The organism is Streptomyces sp. NBC_00659 (assembly GCF_036226925.1).
Lineage (GTDB): Bacteria > Actinomycetota > Actinomycetes > Streptomycetales > Streptomycetaceae > Streptomyces.
In genome coordinates, this window is sequence record NZ_CP109031.1 from 4,375,164 (window position 1) to 4,391,907 (window position 16,744).

Here is a 16,744-nt window from a genome sequence, read left to right on the forward strand (position 1 = left end):
AGGTTCGCCGCTTCACCCCGGCCACACGATCGCCTGGGTCTCGCTGTACGCGTGCAGGGCGTACGAGCCCACGTCGCGGCCGACTCCGCTCTTCTTGAAGCCGCCGAAGGGGGCCTCCATGTTGCGGCCGACGGTGTTGACGCCGACTCCGCCCGCGCGCAGCCGGCGGGCGACGCGGAAGCCGCGGGCCACGTCACCGGACCAGACGTAGTCGATCAGGCCGTAGTCGGAGTCGTTGGCGAGGGCGATCGCCTCCTCCTCGTCGTCGAAGGGCAGCACGACGACGACCGGGCCGAAGATCTCCTCCCGGACCACCCTCATGTCCGGTGTGCAGTCGGCGAGAAGCGTGGGTGCGACATAGAACCCGCTGGGCAGGGACGGCCGTTCGCCGCCGGTCACCACGCGTGCGCCTTCCTTGCGCCCGAGTTCGACGTAGGACTCGACCCGGTCGCGGTGGGCCGCCGAGATGACCGGGCCGACCACCGTGCCCCGCTCCCGCGGATCGCCCACCTTCAGGTGCCCGGCGTAGGCGGCCAGTTGCTGCACCAGCCGGTCGTGCGCACCCCGCTGGACCAGTACCCGCGTCGGCGCCGTGCAGATCTGTCCGCTGTAGAACGAGAAGGTCGTTCCGATGCCCGACACGGCCGAGGCCAGGTCCGCGTCGTCGAAGACGATCGCCGCGCCCTTTCCGCCCAGTTCCATGAGCTGGCGCTTCATGCCGCGCCCGCACACCTCGGCGATCCGCTGCCCGACCGCCGTGGAGCCGGTGAAACTGACCATGTCGACGTCCGGGGAGTCGACCGCCGCCTCGCCGGACTCCGCCGTCGAACCGCTGACCACGTTCACCACGCCCGGCGGCACACCCGCCGCCTGAAGCGCCTCGGCCATCCGGTACACGGACAGCGGGTCCTGCGGGGCCGGCTTCACCACCACGGTGTTGCCCATCGCCAGAGCGGGGGCGATCTTGCCCGCCGGGTTGGCCCAGGGATTGTTGTACGAGGTGATGCAGGTGACCACGCCGACGGGTTGGCGCACGGCCAGCGCGCCCATCACGGCGGCCCCGCCGAAGGGGCCCGCCTCGTTGATCTGCGGCGGCAGCGCGCTCTCGACCGGTTCGGGCCGCGCGTAGCGCCGGAAGCGGGCCACCCCGACCCCGACCTGCATGCCGCGCGCCGTCCCGGTGGTGGCGCCGCTCTCCGCCTGCGCGAGGTCGGCGTACGGCACGAAGTCGCGCTGGATGAGGTCCGCCGCCCGCGCGAGGACGCCGGCCCGTTCCTCGGCGGGCGTGCGCGACCACGGCCCGAAGGCCTCACGGGCCGCCGCCGCGGCCGCGTGCACCTGGGCCCGCGACGCCTCGGGTGCGAGTCCGACGGCCTTCTCTGTCGCCGGGTCGGTCACCTCGTAGAAGCCGTGGTCGGGCGTCACCCACGCTCCGCCGATGAACAGCCGCTGCCCGGTGCTTCCGGAAGCCGTCACCGGGTGCTCACCGTCCGGGTGTCGCGGCCCGACCGCAGCACCTTCCCCGGCACCGCGCCCGTCACCACGTCGTCGCGGATCGCCTCGACCCCGTTGACCCACACGGCCCGCACCCCGATCGCCCGGGAGTCGAGCCGCGGACTGTCACCCGGCAGGTCGTGCACCAGGACGGCCTTGCCGGCGTCGATCCGCTCCGGGTCGAAGAGCACCAGGTCCGCATGGAATCCCACCTCGACGTGCCCGCGGTCGCGCAGCCCGAACAGCCGCGCCGGGTCGTCCGTCAGCATCTTCACCGCCTGCTCCAGAGAGGCGAGCCGGCGTCCGCGCAGACAGTCGCCGAGGAACCGGGTGGTGTACGGGGCTCCGCACATGCGGTCCAGGTGGGCGCCCGCGTCGGAGCCGCCGAGCAGGACGTCCTGGTGCTGCCAGGTCTCGGCGCGCAGGGCCCAGGAGTCCGGGTCGTTGTCGGTGGGCATGGGCCACAGGACCGTACGCAGCTCGTCGGCCGCGCAGATCTCCACCAGGCACGCGAAGGGCTCCTGGCCGCGTTCGGCGGCGATGTCCCGCACCACGCGCCCGGTCAGGCCCTCGTTCGCGGCGCTGTAGGTGTCGCCGATGACGTACCGGCCGAAGTCGGCCAGCCGCCGGAAGACGCCCGCTTCCTTGCTGTTCGCGCGGCGCAGCATCCCGGCGCGGACCTCGGGGTCGCGGAGCTTCGCGATGCGCTCGGGCACGGGCAGCGCGAGGACCGGTCCCCAGCCGGGGATCAGGTTCAGGGCGCAGAAGGTGCCGAGCGACATGTTCATCGGGGTGAGGATCGGCATGGTGAGCGCGACGACCCGGCCGCCGGACTTGCGGGCGCGATCGCTCGCCTCCAGCTGGCGCGGGACGCGCTCGGGGACGGCGGCGTCGATCGTCAGGACGTTCCAGTTGAGCGGGCGGCCCGCGGCCGCGCTCATCTCGACGAACAGATCGATCTCGGCGTCGCTGAACTGGTCGAGGCAGCCGGCCACGATCGCCTCGATCTGGGTGCCCTCGTGCTCCCCCACGGCCTGCGCGAGGGCCAGCAGTTCGGCGGGGCCGGCGTGCCGGGAGGCGACCGGCTTCCCGTCGCCGTCGGAATGGGTGGAGGACTGGGTGGTGGACAGGCCCCAGGCTCCGGCATCCATGGCCTCGTGGAACAGCCGCAGCATGGCGTCGAGTTGTTCCCGTGTCGGCTGTCCGCCCACGGCGTCGGGACCCATCACGTACCGCCGTAGCGCGCAATGGCCCACCATGAAGCCCGCGTTGACGGCGATCCGGCCTTCCAGGGCGTCGAGGTAGTCCCCGAAGGTGTGCCAGTTCCAGGGCGCGCCCTCCTCCAGGGCGACCAGGGACATGCCCTCGACCTTGGACATCATGCGGCGCGTGTAGTCGGCGTCCTCGGGGCGCTCCGGGTTCAGCGGGGCGAGGGTGAAGCCGCAGTTGCCGCCCGCGACCGTGGTGACCCCGTGGTTGAGGGACGGCGTCGCGTACGGGTCCCAGAAGAGCTGGGCGTCGTAGTGCGTGTGCGGGTCCACGAAGCCGGGGGCGAGGACGAGTCCGTGCGCGTCCTCGCTCGTCCGGGACGGCTCGGTGACCGTGCCGATCACGGCGACACGGCCGTCGCGTATCCCGACGTCCGCGGTGTACGCGGGCGCGCCCGTCCCGTCCACGACGGTCGCGCCCTTGATCAGGTGGTCGAGCATCGCGGAACTACCCCCTAGACGGCTTGGCGGAAGCGGGTCGTGCGGTGCACCGGGTCCGTGTCGATCTTCGGGATCACGTGCTCACCGATCAGCCGGATCGTCTGGAGCGTCTCCTCCTTGGGGACGCCGACGGGCAGTCCGAAGCTCAGCTGGTCGGCGCCGGCCTGCTCCCAGCGCTTGCACTGGGTGAGCACCTCGCCGGGGTCTCCGCAGATCAACAGCTCTTCCTCGATGAGGAGTTCGACGAACTCCGCGTTGTACTCGGGGAGCGTCTCGGGCCACACGGGGAAGCCCTCGGGGCGCGGGAAGGTGTCGTGGTAGCGGAAGACGAGGGAGGGCAGGTAGTGCAGCCCGCCGCCGACCGCGATCCGGATCGCCTCGTCGTGGGTGGGCGCGCAGATGGCGGTGGTGGTCACCATGACGTTGTCGTTGACGAAGTCGCCGATGGGCTCGGCGTTCACGACCGCGGTCTTGTACTGCTCCAGGACCCACTCCATGTCGGAGACCTTCTGCACGCTGAAGCCGAGCACCCCGAGACCCTTGCGGGCGGCCATGGAGTACGAGGGCGGCGACCCGGCGGCGTACCACATCGCGGGGTGCGACTTCCCGTACGGCTTGGGCAGGATCTTGCGCGGCGGGAGCTGCCAGTGCTTGCCCTGGAACCCGACGTACTCGTCCTGGAGCCACATCTTCGGGAACTCCGCGATGGTCTCCTCCCAGATCTCCTTCGTGTAGTTCATGTCGGTGATGCCGGGGAGGAAGCCGAGGATCTCGTGCGATCCCGCGCCGCGTCCGGACCCGAACTCGAAGCGGTTCTCGGTGAGATGGTCGAGCATGGCGACCTTCTCGGCGACCTTCACCGGGTGGTTGACCTGGGCGAGCGGGTTGAAGATGCCGGAGCCGAGGTGGATGCGGTCGGTGGCGTGCGCCAGATAGCCGAGGTAGACGTCGTTGGCCGAGAGGTGCGAGTACTCCTCCAGGAAGTGGTGCTCGGACGCCCAGGCGTACTTGAAGCCGGACTTGTCCGCCTGGATGACGTACTCGGTCTCCTCCATCAGCGCCTTGTGCTCCGCGAGCGGGTCGGTCAAGGCCCGCTTGCCCACGTATCCCTGTACAAAGAGCCCGAATTCCAAGGAGGTTCACCGTCCCCATCCAGTTATCTGACATACCGTCAGATTCTTTGAGCCGACTGTTCCACCGCGTGCGTGGACCGTCAATAGCTGATGCGTCGTCAGGGAACGCCGACGTCAGAGAACGCTGACGCCGGCGAGCCAGCCGCCGTCGATCACGAAGGGCTGCCCGGTGATGTACGAGGAGTCCTCGCCGGTCAGGAACAGGGCCAGCCGGGCCACGTCCTCGGGGCGGCCGATCCGGCCGAGCGGGACGAGCTTGCCGTAGAACGCGTCGAGCGCCTGCGAGGCCTCCTCGCCGCCCCCGCCGGGGGAGAGCTGCGCCGGGTTGCTCATGGCCGTGTCGACGGCGCCCGGGCAGACCGCGTTCACCCGGATCCCCTTCTCCGCGAGCTCCAGCGCCGCCACCCGGGTGAGTCCGACGATGGCGTGCTTGGTCGCCGCGTACGCGCCCACGTACGCCATCCCCGTGAGCCCGGTGAAGGACGCCGTGTTCACGATCGTGCCGCCGCCGGCCTCGGCGATCTCGGGCGCGAGGGTCTTGATCCCGAGGAACACTCCGACCTGGTTGACCTGCACGATTTGCATGAACTCCGCCAGCGGGGTGTCGACGAGCGCGTTGAAGCGCAGGATGCCGGCGTTGTTGACCAGCCCGTCGATCCGCCCGTACGCGGCCTTCGCGGAGGCGACCGCCGCCGTCCAGTCGGCCTCCTGGCCCACGTCCAGGTGGACGTAGTGCGCGCCGATCTCCTTGGCGAGCTCCTGCCCCTGGTCGTCGAGCACGTCGGCGACGATCACGCGCGCGCCCTCCGCCGCGAAGAGCCGCGCCTCCTGTTCGCCCTGCCCGCGCGCGGCGCCGGTGATGAGGACGACCCGCCCGTCCAGCTTGCCCATGCCCTGACTCCCTAGTTGAGGTGGGGCGCGACGTCCGCGCCGAACGCCGCCATCTGGTCCGTGAGTTCGTCGCGGCTCCGGCTGCGGAACCGCACCTGGATCTGGTGCACGCCCATCGCGCCGTACTCCCGCAACGACGCGGCCAGCGCCTCGGGCGGACCGCTCAGCGCCCGCCGCCCGACCTCCCAGCCGGGCTCGCCCACGTACAGCGGCTCGGTGATGGCGCCGATCGTGAGAGGTTCTCCGACGCCCGCCTCGGCGCGCAGGGCCGTGAGCCGGGCGATCTGCCCCGGCAGCCGGTCGCGCGGATCGCCCTGCGGCAGCCAGCCGTCGCCGCGCAGCGCGGCCCGGCGCACGGCGGCGGACGAGGAGCCGCCCACCCACACGGGCACGCGTGCCTGGGCGGGTCGGGGCCGCTGCCCGAGCCCCTCGAAGTCGTACGTCTTGCCATGGTGGACGGGGAACTCCTCCGGCCCGAGCGCGGCGCGCAGCGCGTCGATCGTCTCGTCGAGGACGGCCCCCCGGCGCTCGAAGTCGGCCCCGACCGCCTCGAACTCCTCCCGTACGTGCCCGGCGCCGACCCCGAGGATCAGCCTGCCGCCGGAGAGGTGGTCCAGGGTCGCGTACTGCTTCGCGGTGACGAGCGGATGCCGGAGCCCGACGATCGCGACGTGGCTGAGCAGCCGTACGCGCTCGGTGACGGCCGCGAGGTGGGCGAGCGTGGCGACCGGGTCGTACCAGATCGTGCTCATGGCGCCCGCGAGCCGGCGCGGGATGGCGACGTGGTCGCAGCTCGCGATGTAGGCGAATCCGGCGCGGTCGGCGGCGCGGGCGATCTCGACGAGGTCGGCGGGACCGGCGGCGGCTTCCCAGGGCTCCGCGTAGATCGTGCTCTGGGACTGGACGGGGAGCTGGATGCCGTAGGAGAGGCGTTCCTCGGACGGGACGGGCACGACGACCCCCTTGCCTGACTGACGGCCCCCCGACTGCCTGACGGTCCGTCAGATTGAATGGGACTCGCACATAGTCGTCGCTGACGTCGCGTCAGACAAGGGGCAGCCCCGGCGGAACATGTCCGCCGGGGCTGTTTCCCGGGAGAGGCCCGTGGGGTGCGTCAGCGGGCGAAGCCGCGGCCGAAGTGAGCGTCGGCGCAGGGCGCGCCGAGACCGACGGGCGCCCGAAGGAGACCGAACCGGAGGCGGTCGGGCCGGTACTGGTGGAGCGGAAGGCCCGGACGCCGCCGGTGGAGGTGTTCTCGCCGCACGCGGAGGCGTACGGCTCGGCACGGCCGTCGTGGTCGGTGTCGGCCGGCGCGGTGTACCCGCCGAAGAGGCCGTTCTTCTCCGCGGTACCGGGTACACCCGTGGTCGCGTGGTTGACCGGCGCCGCCCCTGGGGGAGCGCTCGGTACCACGAGCCCTCAGCCCGCCCAGAGCCCGTCCTCCGTCAGCCCCAGCAGCTCGATCGCGTTCCCCCGCACGATCCGCTCGACGACGTCCGGGGGCAGGTGCCCCATCTGGGCCTCGCCGACCTCCTTCGACTTCGGCCAGGTGGAGTCGGAGTGGGGGTAGTCGGTCTCGTAGAGGACGTTGCCGACGCCGATCGCGTCGAGGTTCCGCAGCCCGAACGCGTCGTCGAAGAAGCAGCCGTACACGTGGTCGGTGAACAGCTCGGACGGCGGCCGGTGGACCTTGTCGGCCACCCCGCCCCAGGCCCGGTTCTCCTCCCACACCACGTCGGCGCGTTCCAGGATGTACGGGATCCAGCCGATCTGGCCCTCCGCGTACATCACCTTCAGGTTCGGGAAGCGCTCGAACTTGCCGCTCATCAGCCAGTCGACCATCGAGAAGCAGCAGTTGGCGAAGGTGATCGTCGAGCCGACCGCGGGCGGCGCGTCGGCCGAGGTCGACGGCATCCGGCTGCTGGAGCCGATGTGCATGGCGATGACGGTGCCGGTCTCGTCGCACGCGGCGAGGAAGGGGTCCCAGTCGTCGGTGTGCACGGACGGGAGCCCGAGGTGCGGCGGGATCTCGGAGAAGGCCACCGCGCGCACACCACGGGCGGCGTTGCGCCGCACCTCGTCCGCCGCAAGCCGGGCGTCCCACAGCGGTACGAGCGTCAGCGGTATCAGACGCCCCCGGGCGCTGGGCCCGCACCACTCCTCCACCATCCAGTCGTTGTAGGCCCGCACCGCGAGAAGGCCCAGCTCACGGTCGGCGGCCTCGGTGAAGGTCTGCCCGCAGAACCGGGGGAAGGTGGGGAAGCAGAGGGCGGACTGGACGTGGTTGACGTCCATGTCGGCCAGCCGCTGCGGCACGTCGTACGAGCCGGGGCGCATCTGCTCGTACGTGATGATCTCGAGCCGGATCTCGTCACGGTCGTAGCCCACGGCCGTGTCGAGGCGGGTGAGGGGCCTGTGAAGGTCTTCGTAGACCCACCAGTCGCCGACGGGACCCTCGTCGCCCGGAGCGCCCATCACGGGGGCGAACTTCCCGCCCAGGAAGGTCATTTCCTTCAGGGGCGCGCGGACGATGCGGGGGCCTGTGTCCTGGTACTTCGCGGGCAGCCGGTCCCGCCAGACGTCGGGCGGTTCGACCGTGTGGTCGTCCACCGAGATGATCCTCGGGAAGGCGGTCCCTGCGTCCGCCGAGCGGCTCTGCGCGGTTTCCGTGGTCTCCATACCGGCCACGGTAGCGCCGATCTGACGGCCCGTCAGCTATCTGTCGGCCACCTGTGGGCGGCCCGCCCGGCGTCCGCCGGAGCACCCGGCGGACGGCGGCGCGCGGATGAACGGGCGCGGAAGTGTGAGGAGCATGTGTGAGGACCGTGTGACCTACCGGGCCACGCCTTGTGATCGCTGTCTCGCACGGCTGACGCATCCGCCATGAACAAGGCAAACTGGCCTCGTTGTACTGACAGTTCGGCAGGGGGACAGCGATGGACGGTGTGCCGCGCGTACCGAAGCAGTGGCATCCGGGCTCCGAGGAGCCCGCGGCGTTGCGCTTCAGCGTGCTCGGCCCGGTGCGCGCCTGGCTCGGCGACGATCCGCTGCCGGCCGGGTCCCCGCAGCAACGCGCCCTGCTGGCCGCGCTGCTGCTCCGTGACGGCCGCACCGCCACGGCCTCCGAGCTCATCGACGCCCTGTGGGGCGACGAGCCCCCGTCCCAGGCGCTGGCCGCCCTGCGGACGTACGCCTCCCGGCTGCGCAAGACGCTCGGCCCCGCGGTGCTGGTGAGCGAGTCCGGTGGCTACGCCATCCGCTCCCTGCGCGAGGGCGCCCTCGACCACGTGAACGCCCAGGAACTCGCCGCCGGCGCCGAGAAGGCACGCGCGGCGGGCGATCTGTCCCGCGCCCGCGACCTGCTCCGGGACGCCCTCGCCCTGTGGGACGGCGAACCGCTCGCGAGCATCCCCGGCCCCTACGCGGAGACCCAGCGGGCCCGGCTGGAGGAGTGGCGCCTGCAACTCCTCGAATCCCGCCTGGACATGGACCTGGAACAGGGCTTCCACGCGGAGGCGGTCTCCGAACTCACCGCGCTCACCGCGGCGCACCCGCTGCGCGAACGCCTGCGGGAACTGCTGATGCTGGCGCTGTACCGCTCCGGCCGCCAGGCGGAGGCCCTCGCCGTGTACGCGGACACCCGGCGGCTGCTCGCCGACGAACTGGGGGTGGACCCGCGGCAGGGGCTGAAGGAACTCCAGCAGCGCATACTCCAGGCGGACCCGGGCCTCGCCGAACCCTCCGCCCCCAAGGCGGAGCCCGTCGTCGCCCTCGTCCGCCCGGCCCAGCTCCCGGCCACCGTCACCGACTTCACCGGCCGGGCGTCCTTCGTACAGGAACTGAGCGACGTCCTCGCCGCGGCGTCCACCGAGGAGGGCCGCGTCATGGCCGTCTCGGCGCTCGCGGGCATCGGGGGCGTCGGCAAGACCACCCTCGCGGTGCACGTGGCCCACCAGGCCCGCGCCGCCTTCCCCGACGGACAGCTCTACGTCGACCTCCAGGGCGCCGGGTCGCGGGCTGCCGAACCGGAGACGGTCCTCGGCGCCTTCCTGCGGGCCCTGGGAACGGCGGACTCCGCGATCCCCGACTCGCTGGAGGAACGCTCGGCCCTCTACCGCTCCGTCCTCGACGGGCGCCGCGTCCTGGTCCTGCTGGACAACGCCCGCGACGCCGCCCAGGTGCGGCCGCTGCTGCCCGGCATGGAGGGCTGCGCCGCCCTGGTGACCTCGCGCATCCGGATGGTGGACCTGGCGGGCGCGCATCTCGTGGACCTCGACGTGATGTCCCCCGAGGAGGCGCTGCAGCTCTTCACGAAGATCGTGGGCGAGGAGCGCGTCGCCTCCGAGCGGGAGGCCGCCCTCGACGTGGTCGCGGCCTGCGGCTTCCTCCCGCTGGCCATCCGGATCGCCGCGTCCAGGCTCGCCGCCCGCCGCACCTGGACGGTGTCGGTGCTCGCGGCGAAGCTCGGCGACGAGCGCCGCCGGCTGGACGAACTCCAGGCCGGCGACCTGGCCGTCAAGGCCACCTTCGAACTCGGCTACGGCCAGCTCGAGCCGGCGCAGGCGCGCGCCTTCCGCCTGCTGGGTCTCGCCGACGGCCCGGACATCTCCCTGGCCGCCGCCGCGGCGGTGCTCGATCTCCCGGCCGAGGCCACCGAGGACCTCCTGGAGTCCCTCGTCGACACCTCCCTGCTGGAGTCGGCGGCCCCCGGCCGCTACCGCTACCACGACCTCGTCCGCCTCTACGCGCGTGCGTGCGCCGAACGCGACGAACAGCCCCCGAGCGAACGGGCGGCGGCCCTGTCCAGGCTGCTGGACTTCTACCTGAGCACGGCGGCCGGCGTCTACGCGATCGAACGCCCCGGCGACCGTCTGGTGGACCATCTGGAACCGACGGCGTATCCGGGACTGGCGTTCGGAGACCGGCACCGGGCGCAGGACTGGCTGTACTCGGAGGCGATCTCCCTGCTGGCGTGTGTCCGGCAGTCCACCCAGGACGGATTCCTCCGGCGCTCGGTCGACGCCCTGTGGGCCTCCGTGGACCTGGCGGAGTCCGGCACGAACTCCAAGGCGTACGAGGGGGTCGCCTCCGCGCTGCGGGAAGCGGCCCGGGAGGCCGCCGACGCGCACGCCGAGGCGCGGTCCCTGGTCACCCTGGCCTACGTCCACTACTACACCGGCCGGTTCGACCCGGCCCGCGAGGCAGCCGCGCAGGCCCTCGAACTGGCCGCCGAGACGGACCACCTGACGAGTTGCTGGGCCTCCAACACCCTCGGGGTGATCGCTCTCCTGCAGAACCAGTACGAGGACGGCGAGGCGCATCTCACGCGGGCGATCGAGAGCTTCCGGGCCTGCCAGGACCGGGCCGGCGAGGCCAGCGCCCTGTGCAACCTCTCGCGCATCCACCTCGCCACCGGACGCACCGGCAGCGCCGTGTCGCTGGCCCAGCAGGGCACCGACATGTACGACGACATGGGCCACGCGCTGAAGGGCGCCAACGGCCGTTACGCGCTGGGCCTCGCCCTCACCCAGAGCGGCCGGCTGGCGGAGGCGACCGTCCGTCTCGGAGAGGCGCTCGCGGTGTTCCGCAACAGCCGCCAGCGGCTGTGGGAGGGCATGTCCTTGTTCCGCCTCGCGGAGGCCGATATCGCCGCCCAGCGCCCGGCCGCCGCGGCGACGAACGCCGAGACGGCTCTGACGGTGCTGCGCGGCATCGGCGGCGAGTGGCGCCGGGGCAATGTCCTCGTCGTGCTCGGGCAGGCGCTGAACGCGATCGGCCACTCCGGCCGGGCCCAGGTCTGCTGGCGCGAATCCCTGGACATCTTCCAGACGTTGGGGGCTCCGGAGGCCGCCACGGTCAGGGCGCTCCTCAATCCGCTGGCCCTCGCCTAGGGAGCGTCCGGGACTTCATGGACGTTCGCATGCCGGGGCGTTCATCGTTCGTTTATCGCGGCCCGGCAGTCTCTGTGTTGTCGATCCGTCGCGTCGGGGGGCAGACGGGACGACCTGAGGCCGTAGCACTAAGGTAATCGGCCCCGAGTGCCCGTCCGGCGGCCCACGGGGGAGCTGCCGGACGGGCCGCTCCAAACAACGCACCAAGACTGTCAGGGGGACAGCCACCATGAGCGACACCAACAGCACCGACAACATCCACGCCACGGACGAGCCGACGGGCGGGGCTTCCACGGACAACATCCACGCCACGAGCGAGCCGCTCACCGGCAAGAACCTGATCACCAAGGACGACGGCACCGGCGACGCCTCGACGGACAACATCCACGCGACGGACGAGCCGGTCTAAGTCCCACCCGGGGGGGCGGACTTACACCACACGGGGATCGACCGCGGCGGCGCGGAGGGGGAGCCGCCGCGGTCGCCGTGCGTCCGGGGGCGGTGCGGCCGCCCGGTATCCCGGGGGTGCCCGGGAGTGTGCAGCGGCGGGGCCCCGGTCTACAGCCCTCTGACCGCCACCCTGGGCCCGCACAGTTTCTTCAGGTCGTCCTCGTCCGACGTGTAGAGGACCACGTTCCCGGGCTGCCGCTCGGCGACGGCCGCCAGGGCCGCGTCGATGGCGTACTTGTGGCCGTGCAGTCCGCTGTCCGCCAGCAACGCGATCGCGGCATCGGCGATCTCCCGCGTCACGGGTTCGACGACGATGCGGGACATCACCCAGGACCAGGCCGCCCGCTTCACCTGACCGTGGTAGGCCTCGACCAAGGTCATGGAACTGGTCACGACACCGATTCCGGCCCGGTGGGCGTCCGCGAGCCGGGCGGTCATCCGCCGTTCGCGCAGCGCCGCCCGGGACAGGGCCTCGCAGTCCAGGACATAGACGCCGGTGCTCATCAACCCGCCATCGGGAGGCTGGATCCGCCCGCGCCGGACGCGGCATCACGCCCGGCGAAGTAGCGGTCGAGCTCGCGCCGCTCGGCCTCGGCCGCCGCCAGCTCCTCCTCCGTGAGGGGCCCGCCCTCCTCCTGCATCCATACCACCAGCTCCCCGAGCCGGTCCCGCTCCCGCTGGCGCTCTATGGCCTGGCTGACGTACGCGCTGAAGCCCCCCGGCCCCACCTCGCTCCGGATCTCCTCGGCGAGCTCCTCCGGCAGCGTGACGGTGTACTTCTTGGTTGCCATACCCATTACCATACCAATCTCACCGCCCCCGCAGCTGCCCCTTCACCACCTTCCCGCTCGCGTTGCGAGGCAGTCCGGTGACGAAGGCGATCGTGCGGGGCACCTTGTAGTTGGCCATTTCGCGGCGGGACCAGGTGATCAGGTCGTCGGCCGTGAGGGCGGAGTGCGGGCGGCGGACGACGTAGGCCCTGCCCACCTCGCCGAGGCGGCTGTCCGGTACGCCGACGACCGCCACGTCGGCGACATCGGGGTGCAGGCCGAGCAGCTGCTCGATCTCCGCGGGGTAGGCGTTGAAGCCGCCGACGATGAACATGTCCTTGATCCGGTCGGTGATACGGAGGTTGCCCTCGGGGTCGAGGACGCCCACGTCGCCCGTGCGCAGCCAGCCGTCCGGCGTCAGGACCTCCGCCGTGGCCGCCGCGTCCTCGAAGTAGCCGCCCATCACGTTGAAGCCGCGGACCAGGACCTCACCGGGGGATCCGGGGGCCGCCGGGGTTCCCGAGGCGTCCACCACCCGCACCTCGGTGTCCGGGATCGCCCGGCCCGAGGTCGAGGCGATCACCTCCGGCCGGTCCCCCCTGCGGCACATGGTGACGATGCCGCTCGCCTCGGAGAGGCCGTACGCCGTCAGGACCGTGTCCACGCCGAGCTCCGTACGCAGGCGCTCGACCAGACGCAGCGGGACCACGGCGGCGCCGGTCACCACCAGCCGCAGCGCGGAGAGGTCGTAGGTGTCGCGGGCGGGGTGGTCGAGGAGGGACTGGTGGAGGGTGGGCGGGCCGGGGAGGACGGATATGCGCTCCGCGGCCACGTTCGCGAGCACCGTGTCCACGTCGAACACCGGCTGCGGCACCATCACCGCCCCGCGCATCAGACACGCGATGATCCCGGCCTTGTAGCCGAAGGTGTGGAAGAAGGGGTTCACGATCAGATAGCGGTCGCCCTCGCGCAGACCGGCGAGGTCGCTCCAGATCGCGTAACCGCGCAGCGTCTGGGCGTGGGTGATCAGAGCACCCTTCGGCCGGCCCGTGGTGCCCGAGGTGAAGACGATGTCGGAGGGGGAGGCGCCGGACACGGCCGCGCCCCGGCGGCGTACCTCGTCGCTCCCCACACCCTCCCCGTCCGCCAGGAAGTCCTTCCAGGTACGGAAGTCGGCGGGAGCGTCGTCCGCGAGGACCACCACCCGCTCCAGGTGCGGGAGTCCGGGGAGCGGACCGGCGGCGGGTCCGACGGCCGCTTCCCCCGGCTCCCCCGCCGCCCGGCGCAGCGACGCCACGTAGGACGTGCCGAGGAACGTTCCCGTCACGAAGAGCAGCTTCGCCCGGCTCCTGGCCAGCACGTACGCCGCCTCGGTGCCCTTGAAGCGGGTGTTGAGGGGGACCAGGACCGCTCCGGCGGACACCGCGCCGAGGGCGGAGACGATCCAGTCGAGGGTGTTCGGGGCCCAGATGGCCACGCGGTCGCCCACGCGGACACCGCTCGCCATGCAGGCGGCCGCGGCGCGCTCCACCCGGGCGCCCAACTCCGCGTAGGAGACGCGCGTCCGTCCTTCGACGACCGCCTCGCGGTCCGCGAAACGGGCCGCCGCCGACCGTACAAGACCCGGGACGCCGCCCCACTCCAGGTCACCGCGCATCGTGCACCTCCCGCCGAAGCACCACTAGCTGACTGACCGTCAGATTAGCTGTAGCCTGACGGACTGTCAGCAGCCGGGACCGTGTGCGGAGGTCACCCATGCCAGGGCTCAAGGACGCCACAGCCGTCGTCGGAATCGGACAGACCGCCTTCGCGAAACACCTCCCGGAGTCCGAGAAGACTCTGGCCTGCCGCGCGATCCTCGCCGCCCTCGACGACGCCGGCATCGCGCCCGCGGAGGTCGACGCGCTCGCCTCCTACACCATGGAGGAGACCGACGAGGTGGAGGTCGCCAAGGCCGTCGGGCTCGGCGACCTCACCTTCTTCAGCAAGGTCGGCTACGGGGGCGGCGGTTCCTGCGCCACCGTCGCGCACCTCGCCGCCGCCGTCACCGCCGGCCAGGCGACGGTGGGCGTGGCCTGGCGCTCGCGCAAGCGGGGCAGCGGGCCGCGCCCCTGGAAGAACACGGCCGTCCAGCTCCCCACCCCGGCCCAGTGGACCCGGCCCTTCGGACTGCTGCGGCCCGCCGACGAGATCGGGATGCTCGCGCGCCGGTACATGCACGAGTACGGGGCGACCCGCGACCACCTCTTCAACGTGGCGCTGGCCTGCCGCAACCGGGCCAACCAGAACCCGGCCGCGATGATGTACGAACGCCCGCTGACCCGCGAGATGTACATGACCGCCCGCTGGATCAGCGAGCCGCTCTGCCTCTTCGACAACTGCCTGGAGACGGACGGCGCGCTCGCCTGCGTGATCGTGTCCGCCGAGCGGGCCCGCGACTGCCGGCAGCGGCCCGTCTACGTCCACTCGGCCGCGCAGGGCCTGCCCGCCCAGCACCACGGGATGGTCAACTACTGGAACGACGACCCGCTCACCGGGCCCGCCTGGACCGCCGCCCGGCACCTGTGGAAGCACGCCGACCTCACCCCCGAGGACGTGGACGTGGCGCAGATCTACGACGCGTTCACGCCCCTGATACCCCTCTCGCTGGAGGGATACGGCTTCTGCGGGCGCGGGGAGGGCGGGGCCTTCACGGAGGGCGGCGCGCTGGAGATCGGCGGACGGCTGCCCGTCAACACCGGGGGCGGCGGGCTCAGCGAGGCCTACGTGCACGGCTTCAACCTCATCAACGAGGGCGTGAAGCAGTTGCGGGGCACGAGTACGGCACAGGTGCCGGGAGCGGCGACCTGTCTGGTCACAGCGGGGGAAGGGGTCCCGACCTCCGCACTCCTGCTGAGGAGCTGAGGAGCCGGGATGGCTGAGAGGGCTGAGATGGCCGACATGAACGGGAGAGCCGGCGTGACCGGGACGGCCGGCACGGCCGGCACGGCCGGGGGTTCCGGGGCAGACGGGACGGACCGGATGGATACGGACCGGAAGGAGCCGCTGCTGTCCCCCGTCCCCGACGACGACGGGGCGCCCTTCTGGGAGTACGCCGCCCGGGGCGAACTCCGCGTCCAGGCCTGCGCCGGCTGCGGTGAACTCCGCTTCCCGCCGCGCCCCTGCTGCCCGCACTGCCACTCCTTCGCGGACGAGTGGCGCAGGATGAGCGGGCGGGGCCGGATCTGGTCGTACGTCGTCCCGCATCCGCCGCTCCTTCCCGCCTACGCGGCGCTGGCCCCGTACAACGCGATCGTGGTGGAGCTGGACGAGGCGCCGCGGATACGGCTGGCCGGGAACCTGGTGAGCGGGCCGGACGAGCCCATCGGCTCCGTTCCGGTCCGGCGGATCCGGATCGGGGCCCGGGTGCAGGCCGTGTTCACCGAGGTGGACGGCGTCACCGTGCCGCGCTGGGTCCTGGAGCGGGCGTGAGCGGGCGGGCCGGAGCCGGCGGGCTCGTGGTGAGCGTCGACAAGGACACCGGGGTCGCCGTCCTCACGCTCGACCGGCAGGACCGGCTCAATGCCATCGACCTTCCGACGGCCGCCGAACTGGGGTCCGCCTGGCGCGAGTTCCGGTTCGACGACACCGTACGGGCGGTCGTGGTCACCGGCGCGGGACGGCGGGCCTTCTGCACCGGGATCGACCGCGGCGCCGAGGTGCCGCAGCCCGGCTCCCCCTACATGGTGGACGATCCGCTGGCCGCGATCGGGCCGAAGGCCAACGGCCTGTGGAAGCCGGTGATCGCCGCCGTGAACGGGATCGCCTGCGGCGGCGCCTTCTATCTGCTGGGCGAGTCGGAGTTCGTCGTCGCCGACGAGGAGGCCACCTTCTTCGACCCGCACACGACGTACGGAATGGTCAGCGCGTACGAGTCCGTCTACCTCGCGCAGCGGATGCCGTTCGGGGAGGTGGCGCGGATGGCGCTGATGGGGACCGCCGAGCGGGTCTCGGCGCGGCGGGCGTACGAGGTGGGGCTGGTGTCCGAACTCACCCCGCCGGGCGGGGCGTTGGCGGCGGCCGTCGCGTGCGCGGCGGTCATCGCGTCCTACCCGGCCGAAGCCGTCCAGGGGACCGTACGGGCGCTGTGGTCGGCGCAGGAGGCGACCCGCGCGGCGGCCCTGGCGCACGCTCCACAGCTCGTCTCCCTGGGAAACCTGCCGGGCGAGCGGCAGGCGGAACTGTTCTCGGCCCGCCGGCCGGGTTTCCGGCTGCGCTGAGGGCCGCCCGGACGCCAAGCGGTCGCACCCCGCTCCCGTCCGGCCTGAGAAAGCCTCGAACCGGGCCGGAGCGGGCGGGACCGGGTCTCGCTCCCTGTGGCGGGCCGGTCACTCCGGGCGTAGCCTCGGCACCCGGAACGGCTTCCG

General features: G+C 72.1%; 14 protein-coding genes. 5 read left to right on the top strand and 9 right to left on the bottom strand.

The features are described from left to right. Nucleotides 1-12 precede the first annotated feature (12 nt). The 6 genes from OG410_RS18875 to OG410_RS18900 all read right to left on the bottom strand — a co-directional run bounded on the left by OG410_RS18875 (nt 13) and on the right by OG410_RS18900 (nt 7,906). Nucleotides 13-1,476 carry an aldehyde dehydrogenase family protein gene (locus OG410_RS18875; RefSeq protein ID WP_329300262.1) on the bottom strand — a complete coding sequence of 488 codons (1,464 nt, stop codon included), beginning with the start codon at nt 1,474-1,476 and terminating at the stop codon, nt 13-15. Further along, a complete protein-coding gene (locus tag OG410_RS18880; protein WP_329300263.1) occupies nt 1,473-3,203 on the bottom strand; it encodes an N-acyl-D-amino-acid deacylase family protein in 1,731 nt (576 codons plus the stop codon). The genes OG410_RS18875 and OG410_RS18880 overlap by 4 nt, the downstream gene beginning before the upstream one ends. A 14-nt stretch (nt 3,204-3,217) precedes the next feature. After that, nucleotides 3,218-4,336, bottom strand: coding sequence for an LLM class flavin-dependent oxidoreductase (locus OG410_RS18885; RefSeq protein ID WP_329300264.1), 1,119 nt, complete (start codon nt 4,334-4,336; stop codon nt 3,218-3,220). A gap of 114 nt (nt 4,337-4,450) precedes the next feature. After that, nucleotides 4,451-5,227 (bottom strand): SDR family NAD(P)-dependent oxidoreductase, encoded by a 777-nt coding sequence (locus tag OG410_RS18890; protein ID WP_329300265.1) that lies wholly within the window; start codon nt 5,225-5,227, stop codon nt 4,451-4,453. A gap of 11 nt (nt 5,228-5,238) precedes the next feature. Further along, nucleotides 5,239-6,180 (bottom strand): LLM class F420-dependent oxidoreductase, encoded by a 942-nt coding sequence (locus tag OG410_RS18895; protein ID WP_329300266.1) that lies wholly within the window; start codon nt 6,178-6,180, stop codon nt 5,239-5,241. 466 nt (nt 6,181-6,646) lie between these two features. Beyond that, nucleotides 6,647-7,906, bottom strand: a complete 1,260-nt coding sequence (locus OG410_RS18900) for an amidohydrolase family protein (protein WP_329300267.1) — start codon at nt 7,904-7,906, stop codon at nt 6,647-6,649. 257 nt (nt 7,907-8,163) lie between these two features. Between OG410_RS18900 and OG410_RS18905 the strand changes: the two genes are divergently transcribed. Together OG410_RS18905 and OG410_RS18910 are read left to right on the top strand one after the other, a co-directional pair. Beyond that, on the top strand, nt 8,164-11,118 hold the full coding sequence (locus OG410_RS18905; RefSeq protein ID WP_329300268.1) for an AfsR/SARP family transcriptional regulator: 2,955 nt from the start codon (nt 8,164-8,166) through the stop codon (nt 11,116-11,118). Nucleotides 11,119-11,347: 229 nt separating this feature from the next. Further along, on the top strand, nt 11,348-11,527 hold the full coding sequence (locus tag OG410_RS18910) for a hypothetical protein (RefSeq protein WP_326787167.1): 180 nt from the start codon (nt 11,348-11,350) through the stop codon (nt 11,525-11,527). A 149-nt stretch (nt 11,528-11,676) separates the two neighbouring features. Here OG410_RS18910 and OG410_RS18915 read toward each other — a convergent pair whose 3' ends face one another. The 3 genes from OG410_RS18915 to OG410_RS18925 are packed head-to-tail and all read right to left on the bottom strand — an operon-like array spanning nt 11,677 to nt 13,995. Then, on the bottom strand, nt 11,677-12,072 hold the full coding sequence (locus tag OG410_RS18915; RefSeq protein WP_329300269.1) for a PIN domain-containing protein: 396 nt from the start codon (nt 12,070-12,072) through the stop codon (nt 11,677-11,679). Beyond that, on the bottom strand, nt 12,072-12,359 hold the full coding sequence (locus OG410_RS18920; RefSeq protein ID WP_329300270.1) for a hypothetical protein: 288 nt from the start codon (nt 12,357-12,359) through the stop codon (nt 12,072-12,074). The genes OG410_RS18915 and OG410_RS18920 overlap by 1 nt, the downstream gene beginning before the upstream one ends. Nucleotides 12,360-12,378: 19 nt before the next feature. Next, the gene (locus tag OG410_RS18925; protein ID WP_329300271.1) at nt 12,379-13,995 is read right to left on the bottom strand and encodes a FadD3 family acyl-CoA ligase; all 1,617 of its coding nucleotides are present in this window, start codon (nt 13,993-13,995) and stop codon (nt 12,379-12,381) included. 98 nt (nt 13,996-14,093) lie between these two features. Here OG410_RS18925 and OG410_RS18930 point away from each other — a divergent pair, with 98 nt between their 5' ends. The 3 genes from OG410_RS18930 to OG410_RS18940 all read left to right on the top strand — a co-directional run bounded on the left by OG410_RS18930 (nt 14,094) and on the right by OG410_RS18940 (nt 16,597). After that, on the top strand, nt 14,094-15,242 hold the full coding sequence (locus tag OG410_RS18930; RefSeq protein WP_329300272.1) for a lipid-transfer protein: 1,149 nt from the start codon (nt 14,094-14,096) through the stop codon (nt 15,240-15,242). Nucleotides 15,243-15,359: 117 nt separating this feature from the next. Continuing rightward, complete coding sequence (locus OG410_RS18935) at nt 15,360-15,809, top strand: Zn-ribbon domain-containing OB-fold protein (protein WP_329304166.1); 450 nt, start codon at nt 15,360-15,362, stop codon at nt 15,807-15,809. Further along, the gene (locus tag OG410_RS18940) at nt 15,806-16,597 is read left to right on the top strand and encodes an enoyl-CoA hydratase/isomerase family protein (RefSeq protein ID WP_329300273.1); all 792 of its coding nucleotides are present in this window, start codon (nt 15,806-15,808) and stop codon (nt 16,595-16,597) included. Before OG410_RS18935 ends, OG410_RS18940 begins: the two co-directional genes overlap by 4 nt. The last annotated feature ends 147 nt before the right edge of the window (nt 16,598-16,744 follow it).

Excerpts from the sequence above, each read along its gene's own strand:
- OG410_RS18880 (WP_329300263.1), bottom strand. The coding sequence starts at position 3,203 with ATGCTCGACCACCTGATCAAGGGCGCGACCGTCGTGGACGGGACGGGC.
- OG410_RS18890 (WP_329300265.1), bottom strand. The coding sequence starts at position 5,227 with ATGGGCAAGCTGGACGGGCGGGTCGTCCTCATCACCGGCGCCGCGCGC.
- OG410_RS18900 (WP_329300267.1), bottom strand. The coding sequence starts at position 7,906 with ATGGAGACCACGGAAACCGCGCAGAGCCGCTCGGCGGACGCAGGGACC.
- OG410_RS18905 (WP_329300268.1), top strand. The coding sequence starts at position 8,164 with ATGGACGGTGTGCCGCGCGTACCGAAGCAGTGGCATCCGGGCTCCGAG.
- OG410_RS18910 (WP_326787167.1), top strand. The coding sequence starts at position 11,348 with ATGAGCGACACCAACAGCACCGACAACATCCACGCCACGGACGAGCCG.
- OG410_RS18915 (WP_329300269.1), bottom strand. The coding sequence starts at position 12,072 with ATGAGCACCGGCGTCTATGTCCTGGACTGCGAGGCCCTGTCCCGGGCG.
- OG410_RS18920 (WP_329300270.1), bottom strand. The coding sequence starts at position 12,359 with ATGGCAACCAAGAAGTACACCGTCACGCTGCCGGAGGAGCTCGCCGAG.
- OG410_RS18925 (WP_329300271.1), bottom strand. The coding sequence starts at position 13,995 with ATGCGCGGTGACCTGGAGTGGGGCGGCGTCCCGGGTCTTGTACGGTCG.
- OG410_RS18930 (WP_329300272.1), top strand. The coding sequence starts at position 14,094 with ATGCCAGGGCTCAAGGACGCCACAGCCGTCGTCGGAATCGGACAGACC.
- OG410_RS18935 (WP_329304166.1), top strand. The coding sequence starts at position 15,360 with ATGGATACGGACCGGAAGGAGCCGCTGCTGTCCCCCGTCCCCGACGAC.